General features: G+C 71.5%; 15 protein-coding genes. 6 read left to right on the forward strand and 9 right to left on the reverse strand.

Annotated elements, in window-relative coordinates; genetic code table 11:
• Positions 1 to 66: 66 nt before the first annotated feature.
• Entirely contained in the window at positions 67 to 2655 is a 2589-nt protein-coding gene (gene glgP, locus N865_RS07255; protein ID WP_034803484.1) for an alpha-glucan family phosphorylase, read from the reverse strand.
• A 366-nt stretch (positions 2656 to 3021) separates the two neighbouring features.
• On the opposite strand from glgP, the gene N865_RS07260 reads away from it, so the two are divergent.
• Genes N865_RS07260 through N865_RS07285 form a run of 6 tightly spaced genes read left to right on the forward strand, consistent with a single transcriptional unit; the run spans position 3022 to position 12677 of the window.
• Positions 3022 to 5076, forward strand: a complete 2055-nt coding sequence (locus N865_RS07260; RefSeq protein WP_157557601.1) for an alpha-1,4-glucan--maltose-1-phosphate maltosyltransferase — start codon at positions 3022 to 3024, stop codon at positions 5074 to 5076.
• Positions 5077 to 5079: 3 nt separating this feature from the next.
• A complete protein-coding gene (gene treS / locus N865_RS07265) occupies positions 5080 to 6786 on the forward strand; it encodes a maltose alpha-D-glucosyltransferase (protein ID WP_034803486.1) in 1707 nt (568 codons plus the stop codon).
• A complete protein-coding gene (locus N865_RS23820) occupies positions 6786 to 8210 on the forward strand; it encodes a maltokinase N-terminal cap-like domain-containing protein (protein WP_034803489.1) in 1425 nt (474 codons plus the stop codon). Before treS ends, N865_RS23820 begins: the two co-directional genes overlap by 1 nt.
• On the forward strand, positions 8210 to 10528 hold the full coding sequence (gene glgB / locus N865_RS23825) for a 1,4-alpha-glucan branching protein GlgB (protein WP_051510318.1): 2319 nt from the start codon (positions 8210 to 8212) through the stop codon (positions 10526 to 10528). Before N865_RS23820 ends, glgB begins: the two co-directional genes overlap by 1 nt.
• A complete protein-coding gene (pgm, locus tag N865_RS07280) occupies positions 10525 to 12171 on the forward strand; it encodes a phosphoglucomutase (alpha-D-glucose-1,6-bisphosphate-dependent) (RefSeq protein WP_034803491.1) in 1647 nt (548 codons plus the stop codon). Before glgB ends, pgm begins: the two co-directional genes overlap by 4 nt.
• Entirely contained in the window at positions 12168 to 12677 is a 510-nt protein-coding gene (locus N865_RS07285; protein WP_034803493.1) for a hypothetical protein, read from the forward strand. The genes pgm and N865_RS07285 overlap by 4 nt, the downstream gene beginning before the upstream one ends.
• Positions 12678 to 12758: 81 nt before the next feature.
• Here N865_RS07285 and N865_RS07290 read toward each other — a convergent pair whose 3' ends face one another.
• The 8 genes from N865_RS07290 to N865_RS07325 all read right to left on the reverse strand — a co-directional run bounded on the left by N865_RS07290 (position 12759) and on the right by N865_RS07325 (position 20147).
• The gene (locus tag N865_RS07290) at positions 12759 to 13703 is read right to left on the reverse strand and encodes a tetratricopeptide repeat protein (RefSeq protein WP_034803495.1); all 945 of its coding nucleotides are present in this window, start codon (positions 13701 to 13703) and stop codon (positions 12759 to 12761) included.
• A gap of 14 nt (positions 13704 to 13717) precedes the next feature.
• Positions 13718 to 14701, reverse strand: coding sequence for a hypothetical protein (locus N865_RS07295; RefSeq protein ID WP_034803497.1), 984 nt, complete (start codon positions 14699 to 14701; stop codon positions 13718 to 13720).
• Between the two features lie 219 nt (positions 14702 to 14920).
• The gene (locus N865_RS07300; protein WP_051510310.1) at positions 14921 to 15433 is read right to left on the reverse strand and encodes a GNAT family N-acetyltransferase; all 513 of its coding nucleotides are present in this window, start codon (positions 15431 to 15433) and stop codon (positions 14921 to 14923) included.
• Positions 15426 to 15740: a thiamine-binding protein gene (locus tag N865_RS07305; protein WP_034803499.1), complete on the reverse strand. Its 315-nt coding sequence runs from the start codon at positions 15738 to 15740 to the stop codon at positions 15426 to 15428. Before N865_RS07305 ends, N865_RS07300 begins: the two co-directional genes overlap by 8 nt.
• A gap of 61 nt (positions 15741 to 15801) precedes the next feature.
• Positions 15802 to 16809 (reverse strand): GNAT family N-acetyltransferase, encoded by a 1008-nt coding sequence (locus N865_RS07310; RefSeq protein ID WP_034803500.1) that lies wholly within the window; start codon positions 16807 to 16809, stop codon positions 15802 to 15804.
• Positions 16810 to 16886: 77 nt separating this feature from the next.
• The gene (locus N865_RS07315) at positions 16887 to 17894 is read right to left on the reverse strand and encodes a GNAT family N-acetyltransferase (protein WP_034803501.1); all 1008 of its coding nucleotides are present in this window, start codon (positions 17892 to 17894) and stop codon (positions 16887 to 16889) included.
• A gap of 62 nt (positions 17895 to 17956) precedes the next feature.
• Positions 17957 to 18922 carry a methylmalonyl Co-A mutase-associated GTPase MeaB gene (gene meaB / locus N865_RS07320; protein ID WP_034803502.1) on the reverse strand — a complete coding sequence of 322 codons (966 nt, stop codon included), beginning with the start codon at positions 18920 to 18922 and terminating at the stop codon, positions 17957 to 17959.
• Positions 18923 to 18929: 7 nt separating this feature from the next.
• The gene (locus tag N865_RS07325; RefSeq protein ID WP_034803503.1) at positions 18930 to 20147 is read right to left on the reverse strand and encodes an acetyl-CoA C-acetyltransferase; all 1218 of its coding nucleotides are present in this window, start codon (positions 20145 to 20147) and stop codon (positions 18930 to 18932) included.
• Positions 20148 to 20198 lie beyond the last annotated feature (51 nt).

A 20198-nucleotide genomic window follows, 5' to 3' on the forward strand; every position in this document is an offset into this window, starting at 1 on the left:
CGTCACGGGCCCGAGACGCCGGAGCGGCGCCACCCCTGAGGGTGACGCCGCTCCGATGTGCTGCGGTCAGGCGTTGCGAGCGAGTCCGAGCTCGGCCTCGGTCGCGAGGGCCGGGTGGCGCGGCACGACGCGGACGCTGTAGCCGAACGAGCCCGTGCGGGTCAGCTCCTGCTCTCCCGCGAACTGGAAGCGGCCGCCGTCGTAGCCCTCGACGAGCTCGAGCGGCGCCGTCTCCATCTCGCGCAGGTCGTCTCCGTCGGAGACCCGGCCGTGGATGAGCTGGACGGTGACCTCGTCGGGGCTGAGGCCGCCGAGGTCGACGTAGGCGCGGACGTGGAGCCGGTCGCCGACCTGCGGCGAGTCGGAGACCCCGGACGGCTCGACGTGGTCGACCCGGACCCGGGGCCACGCCGCGCGGACCCGCGCCTTGTAGGCCGCGAGGTCCTTGGCGCCCTTGAACTCGGGGCCGTTGAGAGCGCGACCCGCGCATGCGGCCGGGCCGTAGAGCCGGGTCGTGTAGTCCTCGACCATCCGGCTCGCGAGGACCTTCGGGCCCAGCGTCTTCAGCGTGTGCGTCATCATCGAGATCCACCCGCGCGGTAGGCCGTCGGCGTCACGGTCGTAGAACTGGCGCGCCACGGTGTTCTCGATGAGGTCGTAGAGGGCCGCCGCCTCGATGTCGTCGCGCCGGTCGGGGTCCTCGACGCCGTCGGCCGTCGGGATGGCCCAGCCGTTGTGGCCGTCGAACCACTCGTCCCACCAGCCGTCGAGGATCGAGAGGTTGAGGCCACCGTTGAGGGCGGCCTTCATGCCCGACGTGCCGCACGCCTCGAAGGGACGGAGCGGGTTGTTGAGCCAGACGTCGCAGCCCGGGTAGAGGTGCTGCGCCATGGCGATGTCGTAGTTGGGCAGGAAGACGATGCGGTGGCGGACCTCCGGGTCGTCGGCGAACTGGACCATCTCCTGGATGAGGCGCTTGCCCGTCTCGTCGGCGGGGTGCGACTTGCCGGCGATGACGAGCTGGACCGGGCGCTCCGGGTCGAGCAGGAGGCGCTTGAGGCGGGCCTTGTCGCTCAGCATGAGCGTGAGGCGCTTGTAGGTCGGGACGCGGCGGGCGAAGCCGATGGTGAGCACGTCGGGGTCGAGCACCGAGTCGACCCAGCCGAGCTCCGCGGCGGCCGCCCCGCGCTTGAGCCACGACGAACGGACCCGCCGGCGCGCGTCCTGGACGAGCTTGGTGCGCATGGCGCGCTTGGTCTGCCAGATCGCCTCGGCCGGCACCTCGTCGATGCGGTCCCACAGGTCGTGGCCGGCGATGTCGGCGGTGCCGAGGTGGCGACGGGCGACCTCGTAGACCTCGCGGTCGACCCAGGTCGGCGCGTGGACGCCGTTGGTGATGCTCGTGATCGGCACCTCGACGTCGTCGAAGCCCGGCCACAGGCCGTCGAACATGCCGCGGCTCACGACGCCGTGCAGCTCGGACACGCCGTTGGCCCGCTGCGCGAGACGCAGGCCCATGACGGCCATGTTGAAGATGCCCGGCTGGCCACCCTCGTAGTCCTCGGCGCCGAGGGCGAGGAGCCGCTCGACCGGGACCCCGGGGACCGAGCTCGAGCCGCCGAAGAACTGGTTGATCTTGGCCGCGTCGAACCGGTCGATGCCGGCGGGCACCGGCGTGTGGGTCGTGAAGACCGTCGCGGAGCGGACGGCCTCGAGGGCCTCGTCGAAGGCCAGGCCATGGTCACGGACGAGCTCGGCGATGCGCTCGACGCCGAGGAACCCGGCGTGGCCCTCGTTGGTGTGGTAGACCTCCGGCGCCGGGGCACCCGTGAGCCGCGACCAGAGTCGGAGCGCGCGCACGCCCCCGACGCCGAGGAGGAGCTCCTGCTCGAGGCGGGTGTCGCCCCCGCCGCCGTAGAGCGACTCCGTGACCGCGCGGGTCTCCTCGTCGTTGCCCGGCACGTCGGAGTCGAGCAGCAGGAGCGGCACCCGGCCGACCTGAGCCTTCCAGACGTGGGCGTGCAGGACCCGTCCGGCCGGCAGGCCGACCGAGACGACAGCGGGGCTGCCGTCCTCCTCGCGCAGGAGCGAGAGCGGGAGCCCGTCGGGGTCGAGCACGGGGTAGGTCTCGAGCTGCCAGCCGTCACGGCTCAGGGCCTGCTTGAAGTAGCCGGTCTTGTAGAAGAGGCCGACGCCGACGATCGGCACGCCGAGGTCGGACGCGGTCTTGAGGTGGTCGCCCGCGAGGATGCCGAGGCCGCCGGAGTACTGCGGCAGGACGGCCGTGATGCCGAACTCGGGGCTGAAGTAGGCGATGGCGGCCGGAGCGACGCGCCCTGCGGCCGCCTCCTCGCGGCTCCAGCGCTGGTACCAGCGCTCGTGCGTGAGGTAGTGGTCCAGGTCGTCCTTGGCGGCAGAGACCCGGGAGACGAACCCGTCGTCGGCCGCGAGCGCTGCGAGCTCGTCGGTCGAGAGCCGGGAGAGGAGCTTGACCGGGTCCTCGTTGGCGTCGGCCCACTTGCGCGGGTCGATGCTCTCGAACAGGTCGCGGGTAGGCGGGTGCCACGACCAGCGCAGGTTGCTGGCGAGGACCCCGAGACCCTCGATGCGGGCCGGGAGGACGGTGCGGACACTGAACCGACGGATTGCCTTCACGAGAGGACAGCATAAGGGTCTCCATGACGGTTTCTTGCAGGCCTTGCAGGCACTTTTCACGAAGTGGACGAGTCGCCGTGGTCTCTCGTGCAGGGGATCCCTTTTCGATACGGTCGGTGCGTGACTGGCTCACCTGCGGCCCCCCGCACCCCCAAGCCCGTGTCCACCCCGACCCCCGAGGTCACCAGCCCCCGCCCGGCGGGAGGCAAGCGCGCGCCACAACCCGCTCCGAAGCCGTCGCCGAGTCCAGCCGGGGGTCCAGCAGCGAGTCCAGCAGCGAGTCCAGCAGCGAGTCCGGACGGGCGTGCCGACGACGCCACACCGCACGCCGAGCCCGCCTTCGTCGACGACACGGAGGCCGGCGCCATGCACCTCGCTCCAGCCCAGGTCATCAGCATCGCTCCCACCGTCGCCGGTATGCCGGGTGGCGCGGCCCCCATCGGACGCATCCCGGTGAGCGACGTCCGGCCCCTCGTCGACGGGGGCACGCGACCGGCGAAGTCGGTCGTCGGCGAGGTGTTCGTCGTCCGGGCCAAGGTCTTCCGGGAGGGGCACGACGCCGTCAACGCGACGGCCGTGCTCACCGACCCCGACGGGCGCGACCACTACTTCGCGATGCACAGCGACAACCCCGGCCTCAGCGAGTGGAGCACCACCGTCGTCGCCGACCGTCCCGGCTGGTGGACCTACCGGGTCGAGGGCTGGTCCGACCCCTACGCGACGTGGCTCCACGACGCCGAGATCAAGATCGGCGCCGGCGTCGACGAGGAGCTGATGTGCGCCGAGGGCGTCACGCTCCTGCGCCGGTTCGCGGAGGCGGTGCGCGGCCAGGGGACCGACGCGTCCGAGATCGACAAGGGCGTCGCCGCGCTCGAGGACACGAGCAGGCCGGCGGCCCACCGGTTCGGGTCGGCCAGCTCCCCCGAGATCCGGGGCCTCGCCGCGCTCGTCCCGCTCCGCGAGTTCGTCTCCCCCAGCCCGGCCTACAGCCTCCTCGTCGAGCGCGAGCGCGCGCTCTACGGCGCGTGGTACGAGATCTTCCCGCGGTCCGAGGGCGCCCACCTCGACGAGAAGACCGGGACGTGGGTGTCCGGGACGTTCCGCACCGCGATGGAGCGCCTGCCCGCCATCGCCGCCATGGGCTTCGACGTCGTCTACCTCACGCCGATCCACCCGATCGGCACGACCGCCCGCAAGGGGCGCAACAACACCCTCACGGCGCAGCCGGGCGACCCCGGATCCCCTTACGCCATCGGCTCGCCCGACGGCGGCCACGATGCGATCCACCCCGACCTCGGCACGTTCGAGGACTTCGACGCCTTCGTCGCCGAGACGAAGCGGCTCGGGATGGAGGTCGCCCTCGACATCGCCCTGCAGGCCTCCCCCGACCATCCGTGGGTGCAGACCCATCCCTCGCTCTTCACGACGCGAGCCGACGGCTCGATCGCCTACGCCGAGAACCCGCCGAAGAAGTACCAGGACATCTACCCGCTCAACTTCGACAACGACCCGGCCCTGGCCTATGCCGAGGTCCGGCGGGTCATCCAGGTCTGGCTCGACCACGGCGTCCGGGCCTTCCGCGTCGACAACCCGCACACGAAGCCGGTCGCCTTCTGGCAGTGGCTGATCGCCGATGTCGCGATCCGGTACCCCGAGACGATCTGGCTCTCGGAGGCCTTCACGAAACCCGCGATGATGCACGCCCTCGCCAAGGCCGGCTTCCAGCAGAGCTACACCTACTACGCCTGGCGCAACAGCCGGTACGAGCTCGAGGAGTACGGCCGCGAGCTCGCCGGCGAGGGAGCGGCATACATGCGCCCGTCGTTCTGGCCGACGACGCACGACATCCTCACGCCCTACATGCAGTACGGCGGCCCGACGGCGTGGAAGCTGCGTGCCGCGATCGCGGCGACGATGTCCCCGACCTACGGCATCTACACCGGCTACGAGCTCATGGAGCACGTGGCGCGCCCGGGCGCCGAAGAGCAGGCCGACAACGAGAAGTACGAGTACAAGGACCGCAAGTGGTTCCTCTACGAGCCGGGCGGTCCCCTCGAGAGCCGGTCGCTCGCGTGGTACCTCAAGCGGCTCAACGACATCCGCGGTTGGCACCCGGCCCTGCACTGGCTGCGCAACCTCACGTTCCACCGCGCCGACGACGACAACTTCCTCGTGTTCTCCAAGACCCGGGTCGTCGACGGTGTCCGTGACACGGTCCTCGTCATCGCCAACCTCGACCCGCACGCGACCCGCGAGACGTGGGTCCGACTCGACCTCGAGGCCTTGGGTATGGCGACCTGGTCGACCTTCGACGCCCACGACCACATCACCAACCAGACGTGGCAGTGGCGCGCCGACAACTTCGTCCGGCTCGGTCCCGACTCCGAGCCCGTGCACGTCATCCACGTGAGGAGCCACTGAGCGATGCAGGGACTCAACCTCGCTCAACCGGGCCTCCGACACGACCCCCTGTGGTTCAAGAAGGCCGTCTTCTACGAGGTCCTCGTCCGGGCCTTCGCCGACTCGAAGGGCTCGGGAGCCGGTGACTTCACCGGGCTGATCAACCGGCTCGACTACCTCCAGTGGCTCGGCGTCGACTGCCTGTGGCTGCCGCCGTTCTACGCCTCGCCCCTGCGCGACGGCGGCTATGACATCGCCGACTACAAGGCGGTCCTGCCGGAGTTCGGCACGCTGCCGGAGTTCACCGAGCTCGTCTCGCAGGCCCACGCCCGCGGCATCCGCATCGTCACCGACCTCGTCATGAACCACACGAGCGACCAGCACCCGTGGTTCCAGGCGTCGCGGGCCGACCCGGAGGGCCCCTACGGCGACTTCTACGTGTGGTCCGACACCGACGACGGCTACTCCGACGCGCGGATCATCTTCGTCGACACCGAGGTGTCCAACTGGACCTTCGACCCGGTGCGGCGGCAGTTCTTCTGGCACCGGTTCTTCTCGCACCAGCCGGACCTCAACTTCGAGAACCCCGCCGTCCAGGACGCGATGTTCGACATCGTCCGGTTCTGGATGGACCTCGGGATCGACGGCTTCCGCCTCGACGCCGTCCCCTACCTCTTCGAGGAGGAGGGCACCAACTGCGAGAACCTCCCGAAGACCCACGAGTTCCTCGCCCGCCTGCGCGCGATGGTCGACGAGGAGTACCCCGGCCGGATCCTGCTCGCCGAGGCCAACCAGCCGCCGCGCGAGGTCGTCGACTACTTCGGCACCGACGGGGCGCCGGAGTGCCAGATGTGCTTCCACTTCCCCGTCATGCCGCGCCTCTACTACTCGCTCCGCGAGGAGAAGGCGCAGCCGATCATCGACGTCCTCGCCGACACCCCCGACCTGCCGACCGGCACGCAGTGGGGCACCTTCCTGCGCAACCACGACGAGCTGACGCTCGAGATGGTGACGCCGGAGGAGCGGGCGGCGATGTACGGCTGGTACGCCCCGGACCCGCGCATGCGGGCCAACGTGGGCATCCGGAGGCGCCTCGCACCGCTCCTCGACAACTCACGGCCGGAGATCGAGCTGATCCACGCCCTGATCCTGTCGCTGCCCGGCTCGCCCTGTCTCTACTACGGCGACGAGATCGGCATGGGCGACAACATCTGGCTCACCGACCGCGACGCAGTCCGGACGCCGATGCAGTGGACCCCCGACCGCAACGCCGGGTTCTCGAGCGTCGACCCGGGCAAGCTCTACCTCCCGGTCATCAGCAGCCTCGTGTACCACTACAACAACGTCAACGTCGAGGCGCAGATGGCCTCGTCGGCCTCGCTCCTGCACTGGGTGCGGGGCATGCTCCAGGTGCGCAGCCGCCACCCCGTCTTCGGTCTCGGCGACTTCACCGTCGTCGAGTCGACCAACGACGCGATCCTCGCCTTCACCCGGGTCCTCGAGGGAGACGCCACCACGCCCTACGAGGCGGTCCTCTGCGTCAACAACCTCTCGAGCCGGCCGCAGGCCGCGACGATCCAGTTGCCCGAGCACCTCGCGGGCCGCGAGCTCAAGGACCTCTTCGGCGGCAGCGGCTTTCCTTGGGTCGCCGCCGACGGCCGCGTCACCCTGACGCTCGGCTCCCGGGACTTCTTCTGGCTCCAGCTGCGCGGCGGAGAGGACAACGGCTGATGGCGATCGTGCACAAGGGAGCCTCCATCGTCCCGACCAAGACCGAGCTCGTCGCGGCGTGGATGCCCGAGCAGCGCTGGTACCACGGGAAGGGCCATGAGCCGCGGCTGCGCCGGGTCGGCGGTTTCCGGTTCGAGGACCCCGAGGGCGAGGTCGGGATCGAGACGCTCCTGCTCGTCGACGAGGCGCCGAGCCCGCCGGTCGTCTACCAGGTCCCCCTGACCTACCGCGGTGCGCCGCTCGACGGCGCCGAGCGCGCGCTCCTCGGCACGATGGAGCACAGCGTCCTCGGCACCCGGTGGGTGTACGACGGGCCGCACGACCCGGCATACGTCTCGGGGCTCGTCACCACGATCCTCGGCGACGGCGTCTCCGACGAGGCGCAGGCCTCGGTCGGCAGCAACGAGCTCGCCGTGGGCACCTCGACCGGCCACGTGGCCGGAACCGTGTCGTCGTCGACGGTCCTGACGGGCGAGCAGTCCAACACGTCCATCATCTGCCGGATGACCTCGCCCGGCGGCGGCCCTGCGGAGCCGCTCATCGTCAAGGTGTTCCGGACGCTCCAGGACGGCGACAACCCCGACGTCGTCGTCCAGTCCGCGCTGACCGAGGCCGGGTCGGCCCGCGTGCCCGTCGCGTTCGGGCACCTGGCCGGCCGCTGGGACGCCCCGACCGGGGGAACCACCCAGCACGGGCACCTCGCCTTCGCCCAGGAGTTCATCCCGGGGGTCGAGGACGCGTGGCGGGTCGCCCTCGTCGCCGCGGCGTCGGGCCACGACTTCGCGGCACGAGCCCGCGAGCTCGGCGTCGTGACCGCGCAGATCCACACGACGCTCGCGGAGGCCTTGGGCACCGAGCCCGCCAGCCCCGAGGCGCGCGAGCGGCTCGTCGCGTCGATGCGTGAGCGGTATGCCGCTGCCGTCGCCCTCGTGCCCGAGCTCGCCTCCCGCTCGGCCGGGGTCACCCGGGTCCTCGACGGGCTCGCCGCGCTGCGCTGGCCGCCGCTCCAGCGCATCCACGGCGACTACCACCTCGGCCAGGTCCTCGACGTCCCGGAGCGCGGCTGGGTCGCGCTCGACTTCGAGGGCGAGCCGCTGCGGCCGCTCGCCGAGCGGGTCCGCCCCGACCTGCCCGCCCGCGACGTCGCCGGGATGCTCCGCTCGTTCGACTACGTGGCCGGCTCGGTGCACCTCGCCGACCCGGCGCTCGACGCCGGCCCGTGGGCCGCGGCGTGCCGCGCGGCCTTCCTCGACGGATACGCCTCCGTCGCAGGCGATCCCGACGACAACTCGAGGGCCCTGACGCGGGCCCTCGAGCTCGACAAGGCGCTCTACGAGGTCGTCTACGAGGCGCGCAACCGGCCGAGCTGGCTCCCCATCCCGCTCGGCGCCATCGATCGTCTCCTCACCGAGGAAGGTGCATGATGCCCCCGCCCCCCTCCACCCCGACCCCAGTTCTCGACGACTCCGCGATCACGGCGTTCCTCCATGGGCGCAACGGCCAGCCGCACGACCTGCTGGGCCATCACGTCGGGCCGGGGGGTCTGACCATCACCGCCTTCCGCCCGCTCGCCCGGTCCGTGGCCGCCCGGCTCGACTCCGGCGACCGCGTCGAGCTGCAGCACGTCCGTGACGGCATCTGGTCGATGACCTCCCCCGACTTCGGCAGCACCCACGACTACCGTCTCCTCGTCAGCTACGACGACGGGATCGAGCACGAGCAGGACGACCCCTACCGGTTCGCGCCCACGCTCGGGGAGATCGACCGCCACCTGATCAACGAGGGGCGTCACGAGCAGCTCTGGACCGTCCTCGGCTCCCACATCCGCCGCTACACCGGGCCGCTCGGCGAGGTGACGGGCGCCTCCTTCGCCCTCTGGGCGCCGCGGGCCAAGGCCGTCCACGTCATCGGCGACTTCAACGGCTGGGACCGGATCTCCCACCCGATGCGGGCGCTCGGCCAGACGGGCATCTGGGAGCTCTTCCTCCCGGGGGCCGGCGAGGGCGCCAACTACCAGTTCGCCGTGCGGGGCAGCGACGACATCGTCCGCACGAAGTCCGACCCGATGGCCCGGCGCACCGAGATCCCCCCGAAGGTCGCGTCGGTCGTCACCGAGTCGCACTACGAGTGGGGCGACACCGGGTGGATGGACCACCGCGCCGGCGCGAACACCCACTCCGGGCCGATGAGCATCTACGAGGTCCACCTCGGCTCGTGGCGCCAGGGCCTCGGCTACGTCGAGCTGGCCGAGCACCTCGTCAACTACGTCGTCGACCTCGGCTTCACGCACGTCGAGCTGCTGCCCGTCGCCGAGCACCCGTTCGGTCCCAGCTGGGGCTACCAGGTCACCGGCTACTTCGCCCCGACGGCGCGGTTCGGCACCCCCGACGAGTTCCGCTACCTCGTCGACCGGCTCCACCAGGCCGGGGTCGGCGTCCTGCTCGACTGGGTTCCCGGGCACTTCCCCAAGGACGACTTCGCCCTGGCCCGGTTCGACGGGCAGGCTCTCTACGAGCACCCGGATCCCAGACGCGGCGACCAGCCCGACTGGGGGACGCACGTCTTCGACTTCGGTCGTCCCGAGGTGCGCAACTTCCTCGTCGCCAACGCGATCTACTGGCTCGAGGAGTTCCACATCGACGGCCTGCGCGTCGACGCCGTCGCCTCGATGCTCTATCTCGACTTCTCGCGCCGCGAGGGCGAGTGGGTGCCCAACAAGTTCGGCGGCCGCGAGAACCTCGAGGCCGTGCAGTTCCTCCAGGAGACCAACGCCACCGTCTACAAGCGGGTCCCCGGCATCATCACCGTCGCCGAGGAGTCCACCTCATGGCCGGGCGTCACCTCGACGACCGACGCCAACGGCCTCGGCTTCGGCTTCAAGTGGAACATGGGCTGGATGAACGACTCGCTGCGCTATCTCGCCGAGGACCCCATCCACCGCAGCCACCACCACGACAAGATCACGTTCTCGCTGATGTACGCCTTCTCCGAGAACTTCATCCTGCCGATCAGCCACGACGAGGTCGTCCACGGCAAGGGCTCCCTCCTGCGCAAGTCCCACGGCAGCCGCGAGGAGCAGATGGCAACGCTCCGCGCCTTCCTCGCCTACATCTGGAGCCACCCGGGCAAGCAGCTGATCTTCATGGGCTCCGAGTTCGGCCAGGAGGCGGAGTGGGCCGACGGCCGGAGCCTCGACTGGTGGCTCCTCGAACAGCCGCTCCACTACCGGGTCCACGCGCTCGTCAAGGATCTCAACGCGATCTACCGGGGCAACCGCGCCCTCTGGGAGCTCGATGCCGACCCGGCGGGCTTCACGTGGCTCAACGCCGACGACGCAGCCCACAACACCTTCTCGTGGCTGCGCTTCGGCAGTGGCGACCGCGGGCGCGACGCCCCGGTTGTCGCCTGCGTCGTGAACTTCAGCGGCATGACGCAGGAGTCGTACCGCATCGGTTTGCCCCGGGGTGGCCGCTGGACCGTCGTGCTCGACACCGCCGGCTACCACCCCGACGCGCCGAGCAGCACGGGTGTGGTCATCGAGGCTCAGGAGGGCGGATGGGACGGCCAGCCGTATGCCGCCGACCTCACCGTGCCGCGGCTCTCCGCCGTCTGGCTCGTCCCCGTCGACGAGCCCGTCGCCGAGCCCGTCGCCGAGCCCATCGCCGAGCCCGCGCCGGAGTCCTCCCCCGGGCTCCCTGCCACGAAGCCCAGCATCGACGAGACGAAGGACGAGACGCGATGACCCACCCCCGCGCAGGCCAGCCGGCCCAGGCCGAGGACCTCGTCGACATCGACGCCCTCGTCGGCGCCTACTACGACCGCCACCCCGACCCCGACAACCCCGACGAGCAGGTCGCCTTCGGCACGTCGGGCCACCGCGGCTCGAGCCTGCGGACGGCCTTCAACGAGGACCACATCCTCGCGACGACCCAGGCCATCTGCGAGTACCGCGCGGGACAGGGCTTCGACGGCCCGCTCTTCATCGGCCGCGACACGCACGGCCTGTCCGAGCCGGCCTGGCGCTCCGCCCTCGAGGTCCTGGTGGCCAACGGGGTCCAGGTCCTCGTCGACGACGGCGACGGCTACACCCCGACCCCCGCGGTCTCTCATGCGATCCTCCGCGCCAACCGCGGCAAGCCGGACGGTGGAAGCGGGCTCGCCGACGGCATCGTCGTCACCCCCTCGCACAACCCGCCCGCCGACGGCGGCTTCAAGTACAACCCGCCCCACGGCGGACCGGCCGACACCGATGCCACCTCCGTCATCGCCGAGCGCGCCAACGAGCTCATGCGCGGGGGTCTCAAGGACGTCAAGCGAGTCCCCTTCGCGCAGGCGCGAGGCGAGGTCGCGGCATACGACTTCATGGGCTCCTACGTCGACGACCTGCCCCACGTCGTCGACCTCGCCCGCATCCGGGAGGCCGGCGTGCGCATCGGGGCCGACCCCCTCGGGGGCGCGTCGGTCGCGTACTGGGGCGAGATCGCGAGCCGACACGGCCTCGACCTCACCGTGGTCAACCCGCGCGTCGACCCCCAGTGGGCCTTCATGACACTCGACTGGGACGGCAAGATCCGGATGGACTGCTCGTCGCCGTCGGCGATGGCCTCGCTCATCGGCAACAAGGACGCCTACGACATCTCGACGGGCAACGACGCCGATGCCGACCGCCACGGCATCGTCACCCCGGATGCCGGCCTGATGAACCCCAACCACTACCTCGCCGTCGCGATCCAGTACCTCTACGGGGGCGCCCGTCCGGGCTGGGCCGACTCCACGGCCATCGGCAAGACGCTCGTGTCCTCGTCGATGATCGACCGCGTCGCCTCCGACCTCGGCCGGACCCTCCTCGAGGTGCCCGTCGGGTTCAAGTGGTTCGTGCCCGGGCTGCTCGACGGCTCGGTCGGGTTCGGCGGCGAGGAATCGGCCGGCGCGAGCTTCCTGCGCTTCGACGGCACGGTGTGGTCGACCGACAAGGACGGCATCCTGCTCGCCCTGCTCGCCTCGGAGATCCTCGCGGCGACGGGCAAGACGCCGAGCCAGCACTACGCCGAGCTCACCTCCCGGCACGGCGACCCCGCGTACGCCCGCATCGACGCCGCCGCCAACCGCGAGGAGAAGGCCAAGCTCGGCGCCCTCTCCCCCGAGGACGTCACGGCGCAGACGCTCGCCGGTGAGCCGATCACCGCCAAGCTGACGGCGGCGCCGGGAAACGGCGCTCGCATCGGGGGCCTCAAGGTGACGACGGAAAGCGCGTGGTTCGCGGCGCGCCCCTCCGGCACCGAGGACGTCTACAAGATCTACGCGGAGTCATTCAAGGGACCCGAGCACCTCGCCCGGGTCCAGGCCGAGGCGAAGGACGTCGTGAGCGCCGCGCTCGGAGCATGAGCACCGCCGCCCCGGCCGGTCGCGGGCGCCTCTTCCTCGTGATCGGCGTCGCCCACCCGGAGGTCGCGGCCGCGCTCGCCCGACGGTTCGACCAGGCAGCCGTGGTCGACGTCGCGGTCTTCGACCGGATGGTCGTCGCGGGACGCGCCTCCCCCGAGGACGAGAAGGACGGCCGCCCGACCGTCGAGCAGGTCCGTCAGCTGCTCCTGCGCTGGTCGGCGGCGATCGCGACGGCCGAGACCTACCAGCTGGAGTGCTTCGACGTCGTGCTCACCGACGCGCTCCCCGGCTCCCGGCTCGAGGATGTCCTCGACCTCGTCTCCCCCGAGCCCGTGCACCTCGTCGTCGTCGGGGGTCCCGACGACCCCGAGGTCCGGGAGATCCCTCCGTGGGGCCTCTGGCTCGACCCGGCGGGCCTCACGACGGACGAGGTCGTCGACGCGGTCCTCGACCGACTCGACGACGCCGTGGTGCCGACGGCGACAGACCCCGGCGCCGACGACTGACCTGAGGATGCACCGAGCCCTCGGACGCGGAGTCCGAGGGCTCGGTGCTGCCTCCGCGCGGCGCGGACGCGGTCGTTGAGGTCAGAAGAGGGCGCTCATGAGCGACTTGCGGGCGCGGACGACGCGCTCGTCGGTCGTCCCGACCACCTCGAAGAGCTCGACGAGGTGCTCGCGGGCCTTATTGCGGTCGGCGTCGCTCGTGACGCGCACCGTGTCGATGAGCCGGAGGAACGCGTCCTCCACGTGCCCCCCGAGCAAGTCGAGGTCGGCGACGAGGATCTGCGCGTCGACGTCCGTCGGCGCGGCCGCCGCCGCCGCTCGGGCGGCCTGCAGGTCGGCGCCGGCGGTGCGTTGGAGCAGCCCGACCTGCGCAAGCCCGAGCTTGGCCTCGCTGTCGGCGGGGTTCTCGGCGAGGGCCTGGCGGTAGGTGTCGGCCGCCGTCTCGAGATCGCCGGCCTCGATCGCGTCGAAGGCCTTCTGGTGCAGCGGCGGCAGCGGCGGCTCCTCGTCGGCCGCCTCCGCCGGTGCGGACCCGTCGACGGACACGGTGCCCGTCACGCCGTGCTGCGCAGCGAGGGCGAGCACCTGGTCGATGACCGCCGTGATCTGGTCCTCGGGCTGGACGCCCTCGAAGAGGGGCACCGGCTGCCCCTGGACGAAGGCGAAGCTGACCGGGACAGCCTGGACCTGGAACGCCTGCAGGATCGCGGGGTTGGCGTCGACGTCGACCGTCACGAGCTGGAAACGACCGCCGTAGCGCTCCGTGACGGCAGCGAAGGTCGTGACGAAGTCGGCCGACTGCTGCAGGCGCGCAGACCACAGCACCATGACGACGGGGTGGCGCGCGCTCGCCGCGATGACGTCGCGGATTCCGGCGTCAGTCCCCTCGATGACGAGGCCCGCAGCAGCGCCCCCAGAGGTGGCGCCCGCGGCGGAACCGGGGCCAGCCTGCGGGGCCGGACGCTTGAGCGAGGACAGGTCGACGGCACCGCGCAGTGCTGCTGCGCTGAATGGCTGGTGACTCATAGATCAATCCTGCCTCACCGCCCGGTTCCGGCGACCAGCTGGTCGGTTGCGGCGACGATACGGGCCTTGCCCGTCGTGGGGATGACGAACGCGATGATCTCGTTGGTCGTGAGGTCGGCCTCGGTGGTGATCTGCTTGATCCCCGTGAGCAGCGTCAGGTCCTTCGACGGCGTCAGCTTGGCCGGGGTGCGCAGCGCGATCGCGTCGCTGCGCACGAGGTCGGCGAAGACGATGGCGCCGTCGCCGCCCTTGAGCCGCAGGCCGCCCAGGATCGCCTTGGGGTCGTGCGTCTGGGTGAAGGTTCCCTGCACCTTGAGGGCCTCGCCCTGGGCCCGGGCCGACTGGACCAGCTGCTGCGTCCACTTGTCGGTGTCGAGGAGCGGTGAGGAGACCGGGTCGGGGTACTTCACCGAGTCGGCATAGGCCTTCACCACGGCGTCAGGCGTGGCGACCAGCCCCTTGCCGGACCCGATCGCCCCGGACCCCTCGCTCAGCGGGTCGAGGGCGTCGACCCGCGCGCCGGGCAGGACCGGCACGAGCGCCGCGACCTTGAACGGCGTGCCCGCCTTGGAGGTCGTGAGCAGGACGAGGACGGGGGCGCCGCTCTTCACCAGGGTCGTCTGGACGAGGATCTGCTGCGGGAGGTCGGTCGAGCGCGAGATGCCGAGGACCTTGGCCCCGGTCGTGGACAGCTCGTTGGCGGCCTTGTCGGCAGCCGTGCGACCGGGGAGCGTCTTGGCCCACGCGTTGGCCGACTCGAGCGCGGCCCCCGCGAAGGCCTTCTGCCGGGCGGCCTCACCCGCCGGCGTGATGTCGTTGCGGGCCGTGACCGCTGCCGCGACGACGGAGTCGGCCTGCGCCTGGGCCGCCGACGGCGCGACCGCCGGCGTGCTCTCCGCGACGTCGCCCTCGTCGGCGTTGCCGGTGCAGGCGGACAGGAGCGTCACACCGAGGAGCAGAGCGGCGAGACCGCGGCGGCGCGTCGCGGGGCTGGGCATGGGGGAGCCTTTCGGTCATCGGCACAGGAACGGCCGAGCAGACCCGGCCGGCGTCCACCATAGACACGATCGGGGCCGCGATCGCAAGTCGGCGCCTGCGGGTTTCAAGGACATTCGGGACACTCCCAGACACCTCGCCCGTCGGCTTCTCGTCGAGGGTGACGAGGGCCACCCGCAGGGCCCGGGCCTGCCCGGGCGCCTCGGCCGCGCCGGGTCCGCTCAGGACCGCCGCACCATCCGCACCTCGGCCGCGCCGGTCGCGTCGTGCTGCGACCGCGCGCCCTCGAGGACGAACCCGTGGCGCGCGTAGAAGGCCCGAGCGCGGGCGTTCTCCTCGACGACCCACAACGTCGCGTCGCGGTCGCCGAGCACGCGGCCGAGGAGCTCGTCGGCGAGCCCCGTGCCGTGGACGTCGGCGAGGAGGTTGACGACGTAGAGCTCCCACTGGGTCGGAGCGTCGTCGTCGCAGCTCGGCCCGGCGCTCGCGAAGCCCACGACACGACCCGCGGCGTCGCGCGCCACGAGCGTGGTCGAGGCGGCGGTGCTGCCGTCGGCCGCCCCGGCCGCGACCGTCCGCCAGTGGTCGGCCGACCGGTTCGCGCTCAGCCCGGCGAGGTGGTCGGCCGGCATGATCCCGGCATACGCCTCGCGCCGCACCCTGACGTGGACCCGGCCGAGCTCGTCGCAGTCGGCGAGCGTGAGCGGCGCGATGGTCCAGGTCGACTCAGTCACCCGTCTGCCGCTGGATCGCGTCCTGGAGCCGGTCGAGCTTGCCGTCGAGCTCGCCGGTGAACCCCGGCCGGATGTCGGCCTTGAGCACGAGACCGACGCGGGGGGACGACTCGGCGAGGACGTCGCAGCAGCGCTTGACGACGGCCATGCACTCGTCCCACTCGCCCTCGATCGTCGTGAACATCGCGTCGGTGCGGTGGGGCAGCCCGGACTCGCGCACGACCCGGATCGCTCGTGCGACCGCGTCGCTCACGGATCCGGTGTCGTCGGCGGCCACGGTCGGGGCAACGGAGAAGGCGATGAGCATGACGACACCGTATGCCGTGGTGCCGGCCTGCGGGCCGCCAGGTCCTCGCCGCTCGGGCGGCTCAGAGCTCCTTCTTCATGGCGAGCGCCTCCTCGATGACCTCGAAGCCGAGGTCTCTGTTGATCTGGACCATCCACGGGTTGGACTCGGCGTTCATGGTCCGGACGGCGGTGCGCTCGGGCGCGATGCGTTCCAGCTCGCGCAGGTTGGCCACCTTGACCGCCATCCCGAGGCGGTGTCCGCGGTGCTCCGGGAGCACGAGCGTGCCCCACTGGAAGGCGAGGCCCGGGTCGCCGGCCGGCAGCGCGATGTCGGAGTAGGCGGCAACCACGCCGGTCGCCCGCTCGACGGCCACCGCCGTGAGGCGCGTCCGCCCGAGCGTCGCCTCGTGGTCGAGGAAGTCCTGGTAGTCGGAGGGCGTCATCGACTCGGCCTCGAAGTCGATCTCGCCCGTGGGCGCGTCGAGGGCGAGCCGGTTGGAGGCGTCGCACAGCGAGGCCCGGAGCTCCTCCGGGACGCCGTTGCGGTGGACCGACACGTCATAGGCTCCGTCGAGGGCTGCGAGGGCCTGCCGCTCGAGCGCGTCGACCCGCTCCCACATGACCGGCAGCCGCAGGCGCCGGACGATCTCGATGTTGGCGAGCGCGTAGCCGTGCTTCTCGGCGAACCGGCGGGCTGCGTGACCGTCACGCGTCCCGATGGGGACGAACACCTCGCCGAGGACGACGTCGCGCTTCTCGGCTGCGGCCGTCTCCTCCGTCCAGGCGGTGAGCGCCGAGCCGATGCCCTGACCGCGGTGGTCCGGGTCGACGTGGAGGTCGGTCCAGCAGAGGTTGGTGTTGTCGCGCTCGGGGAACCAGACTCGGGCCACGCCGACCACCCGACCGTCGACGACGGCCACCGCGGCCTCGTCGTGTTCGCCCGGAAAGGTGTAGCGCAGGTCGCGGGCGAACTCGTCGAGGCTGAGCCGGTGGGGCGAGACGCGCGAGGCGACCTCACTGCGCTGCTGGGCGATCCAGGTCTGCTCGACGACGGCGTCGTCGGAGCGGTCGATCGGGAGGATGTCCATGGCACGACCGTGGCACCGGGGTGGCCGGGTCACAAGGGGTTTTCCCAGACTTCCCGACACCGGTTCAGGGCCGGTGTTCAGAGGTCCTTCTTGAGCGCGAGCGCCTCCTCGACGACCTGGAACCCGAGGTCCTTGTTGATCTGGACCATCCACGGGTTCTGCTCGTCGTTCATCGTCCGGACGTGGGCCCGACGGGGGTCGTGGGCGGCGAGCGCGCGCAGGTTGGCGACCTTGACGGCCATGCCGAGCCGGTGGCCGCGGTGTTCGGGCAGCACGAGCGTCCCCCACTGGTCGACGACGTCGGGGTCGCCGGGGGGCAGGCAGAGGTCGGTGTAGGCCGCGACCGTCCCCGTCGCGCGGTGGACCGCCACCGCGGTCAGCTTGGTCACTCCGATGTCCCGGAGGAACCCCAGGCGCGTCTCGTAGTCCTGCGGCGTCATGCTCTCGGGTTCGAACTCGACGTCGCCCGTGGGGGCATCGAGGATGAGCCGGTTCGACGCGTCGCAGACCCCTTGGCGCAGCTCCTCCGGCACGCCGTCGACGTGCACCGAGATCTCGTAGGCGTCGCCCATCGCGGCCCGCGACCGCGTCTCGTGACCGGCGAGGACGTCCTCGTCGACCGGCAGTGTGAGGCGACGGACGATGTCGATGCTCGAGACCGTGTATCCCCGGTCGAGGGCGAACCGTCCGGCCGGGTGGTCCTCGCGCTGCCCCACCGGCACGAAGACCTCGGCGAGGAGCACCTTGCGGTCCTGGGCGCGGGCCGAGTCCTCCATCCAGCGGACGAGGGCCGAGCCGACGCCGCGCGCGCGATGGTCGGGGTCGACCTTGAGCATGCACCAGCTCTTGTCGAGGTTGTCCCGGTCGGGGAACCAGATCCGCACCATGCCCGCGGGCCGGCCGTCGACGAGGGCCACCGCCGCCTCGTCGTGCTCACCGGGAAACGAGAAGCGCATGTCCCGGACGAACTCCCGGACCGTGCGGCGGTCGGGCTCGATCCGTGATGCGGCATCGCTCCGCTCAACCACCGCGTGCAGCGACGCGAGGAGCGCGTCGTCCGTGCGGTCAACCGTGAGGATCTCCATCCATCGACGGTGGCACCGGTGTGGCCTGCGTCACAAACGGTTTTCCGGACCGACCTCACCGGTCAGCGGTCGAGCCGCTCCACGAGCGCGTCGGCGGCGGCATACGGGTCGAGCGTCCCGTCGACGACTCGGGCTGCGAGTGCTCCCACCCCGGCGCGCCCGTCGAGGTTGCCGAGGCGTCGGCGCAGCACCCCGAGCGCGATCTGCTCGATCTCGTCGGCGGCGCGGCGTTCGCGCCGACGCCGGAGCTCGCCGTTGTCGCCGATGAACGCGCGGTGCTTGTCGAGGGCGGCCATCACCTCGTCGATCCCGATGCCCCGGTCGGCGACCGTCTTGAGGACCGGCGGGCGCCAGAGGCCAGGCTCGGTGCGGTCGCCGAGCGAGATCATGTGCCGCAGGTCGCGGACCGTCGCGTCGGCCCCGTCGCGGTCGGCCTTGTTGACGACGAAGACGTCGCCGATCTCGAGGATCCCCGCCTTCGCCGCCTGGATCCCGTCGCCCATGCCCGGGGCGAGCAGGACGATGCAGGTGTCGGCGAGGCTCGCGATCTCGACCTCGCTCTGGCCGACGCCGACCGTCTCGACGAGGACGACGTCGCAGCCGGCCGCGTCGAGGACCCGGATCGCCTGGGGCGTCGTCCACGACAGGCCGCCGAGGTGGCCGCGCGAGGCCATCGAGCGAATGTAGACCTCGGGGTCGAGGGCGTGGTCCTGCATCCGGATCCGGTCGCCGAGCAGGGCCCCTCCCGAGAAGGGTGAGGACGGGTCGACGGCGAGGACGCCGACCCGTAGCCCACGCTCACGGAACGCCCCGACGAGCGCCGTGGTCGACGTCGACTTGCCGACGCCGGGCGAGCCGGTGATGCCGATGACCCACGCCGTGCCGGTGTGGGGTGCGAGCGCCGCCATCACCTCACGCAGAGCCGGGTGGCCGTCCTCGACGAGGGAGATGAGGCGGGCGACGGCACGCGGCGAACCCGCCCTGGCCGAGGCGACCAGGGCGGGGACGTCGACGGTGCGTCGGGTCAACGGTGCGTCAGGCGGCGGCGCCGGTCTTGGGCACGCGCACGATGAGCGCGTCGCCCTGGCCGCCACCGCCGCACAGGGCGGCCGCGCCGACCCCCCCACCTCGGCGCTTCAGCTCGAGCGCGAGGTGGAGGGCGATCCGGGCGCCCGACATGCCGATCGGGTGGCCGAGCGCGATGGCGCCGCCGTTGACGTTGACCTTCTCGATGTCGATGCCGAGCTCCTTGGCGGAGGCGAGACCGACCGCCGCAAAAGCCTCGTTGATCTCGACGAGGTCGAGGTCGGCCGGCGTGATGCCCTCCTTCTCGCAGGCGCGCGCGATGGCGCGGGCGGGTTGCTGCTGGAGGGTGGAGTCGGGGCCGGCGACCACGCCGTGGGCACCGATCTCGGCGACCCACGAGAGGCCGAGCTCCTCAGCCTTGGCCTTGCTCATGACGACGACGGCGGCGGCGCCGTCGGAGATCTGCGACGCCGAGCCGGCCGTGATCGTGCCGTCCTTGGCGAAGGCCGGGCGCAGGGTGCCGAGCGAGGCGGTCGTCGTGTCGGCACGGATGCCCTCGTCGGTCTTGAACTCGAGCGGGTCGCCCTTGCGCTGGGGGATCGAGACGGAGACGACCTCGTCGTCGAAGAGCCCGTCCTTCCACGCCTTCGCGGCGAGCTGGTGGCTCCGGGCCGAGAACTCGTCCTGCTGCTCGCGGGTGAAGGCCTGCTCACCGGTGTTGGCCGCCTCGGTGAGGGCGCCCATCGCCTGGTCGGTGAAGGCGTCCCACAGGCCGTCGTAGGCCATGTGGTCGCGCATCGTCACGTCGCCGTACTTGTAGCCCTCGCGCGACTTGGTCATGAGGTGCGGCGCGTTGGTCATCGACTCCTGACCGCCGGCGACGACGATCTCGAACTCGCCGGCCCGGATCAGCTGGTCGGCCATGGCGATCGCGTTGATGCCCGAGAGGCAGACCTTGTTGATGGTGATGGCCGGGACGGTCATCGGAATGCCCGCGGCGTGGGCGGCCTGCCGGGCCGGGATCTGGCCGGCGCCGGCCTGGAGGACCTGGCCCATGATGACGTACTCCACCTGCTCGGGCGCGACGCCTGCCTTCTCGAGCGCGCCCTTGATGGCGACGCCCCCGAGGTCGGAGCCGGAGAAGTCCTTGAGGGAGCCGAGCAGGCGCCCCATCGGGGTGCGCGCTCCGGCGACGATCACGGACACGGGGCGGTCAGCACTGGTCATGGCAAAGCCTCTCCAACGTCATTGGGGATGTCCGACTCACTCTAGCCACGC

Origin of the sequence: Intrasporangium oryzae NRRL B-24470, assembly GCF_000576595.1 — a bacterium.
GTDB lineage: Bacteria > Actinomycetota > Actinomycetes > Actinomycetales > Dermatophilaceae > Intrasporangium_C > Intrasporangium_C oryzae.

Bases quoted from the DNA above. Each gene is read 5' to 3' on its own strand.
- N865_RS07260 (WP_157557601.1), top strand. From the start codon at position 3,022: ATGCACCTCGCTCCAGCCCAGGTCATCAGCATCGCTCCCACCGTCGCC.
- treS (WP_034803486.1), top strand. From the start codon at position 5,080: ATGCAGGGACTCAACCTCGCTCAACCGGGCCTCCGACACGACCCCCTG.
- N865_RS23820 (WP_034803489.1), top strand. From the start codon at position 6,786: ATGGCGATCGTGCACAAGGGAGCCTCCATCGTCCCGACCAAGACCGAG.
- glgB (WP_051510318.1), top strand. From the start codon at position 8,210: ATGCCCCCGCCCCCCTCCACCCCGACCCCAGTTCTCGACGACTCCGCG.
- pgm (WP_034803491.1), top strand. From the start codon at position 10,525: ATGACCCACCCCCGCGCAGGCCAGCCGGCCCAGGCCGAGGACCTCGTC.
- N865_RS07285 (WP_034803493.1), top strand. From the start codon at position 12,168: ATGAGCACCGCCGCCCCGGCCGGTCGCGGGCGCCTCTTCCTCGTGATC.
- N865_RS07290 (WP_034803495.1), bottom strand. From the start codon at position 13,703: ATGAGTCACCAGCCATTCAGCGCAGCAGCACTGCGCGGTGCCGTCGAC.
- N865_RS07295 (WP_034803497.1), bottom strand. From the start codon at position 14,701: ATGCCCAGCCCCGCGACGCGCCGCCGCGGTCTCGCCGCTCTGCTCCTC.
- N865_RS07305 (WP_034803499.1), bottom strand. From the start codon at position 15,740: ATGCTCATCGCCTTCTCCGTTGCCCCGACCGTGGCCGCCGACGACACC.
- N865_RS07310 (WP_034803500.1), bottom strand. From the start codon at position 16,809: ATGGACATCCTCCCGATCGACCGCTCCGACGACGCCGTCGTCGAGCAG.
- N865_RS07315 (WP_034803501.1), bottom strand. From the start codon at position 17,894: ATGGAGATCCTCACGGTTGACCGCACGGACGACGCGCTCCTCGCGTCG.
- N865_RS07325 (WP_034803503.1), bottom strand. From the start codon at position 20,147: ATGACCAGTGCTGACCGCCCCGTGTCCGTGATCGTCGCCGGAGCGCGC.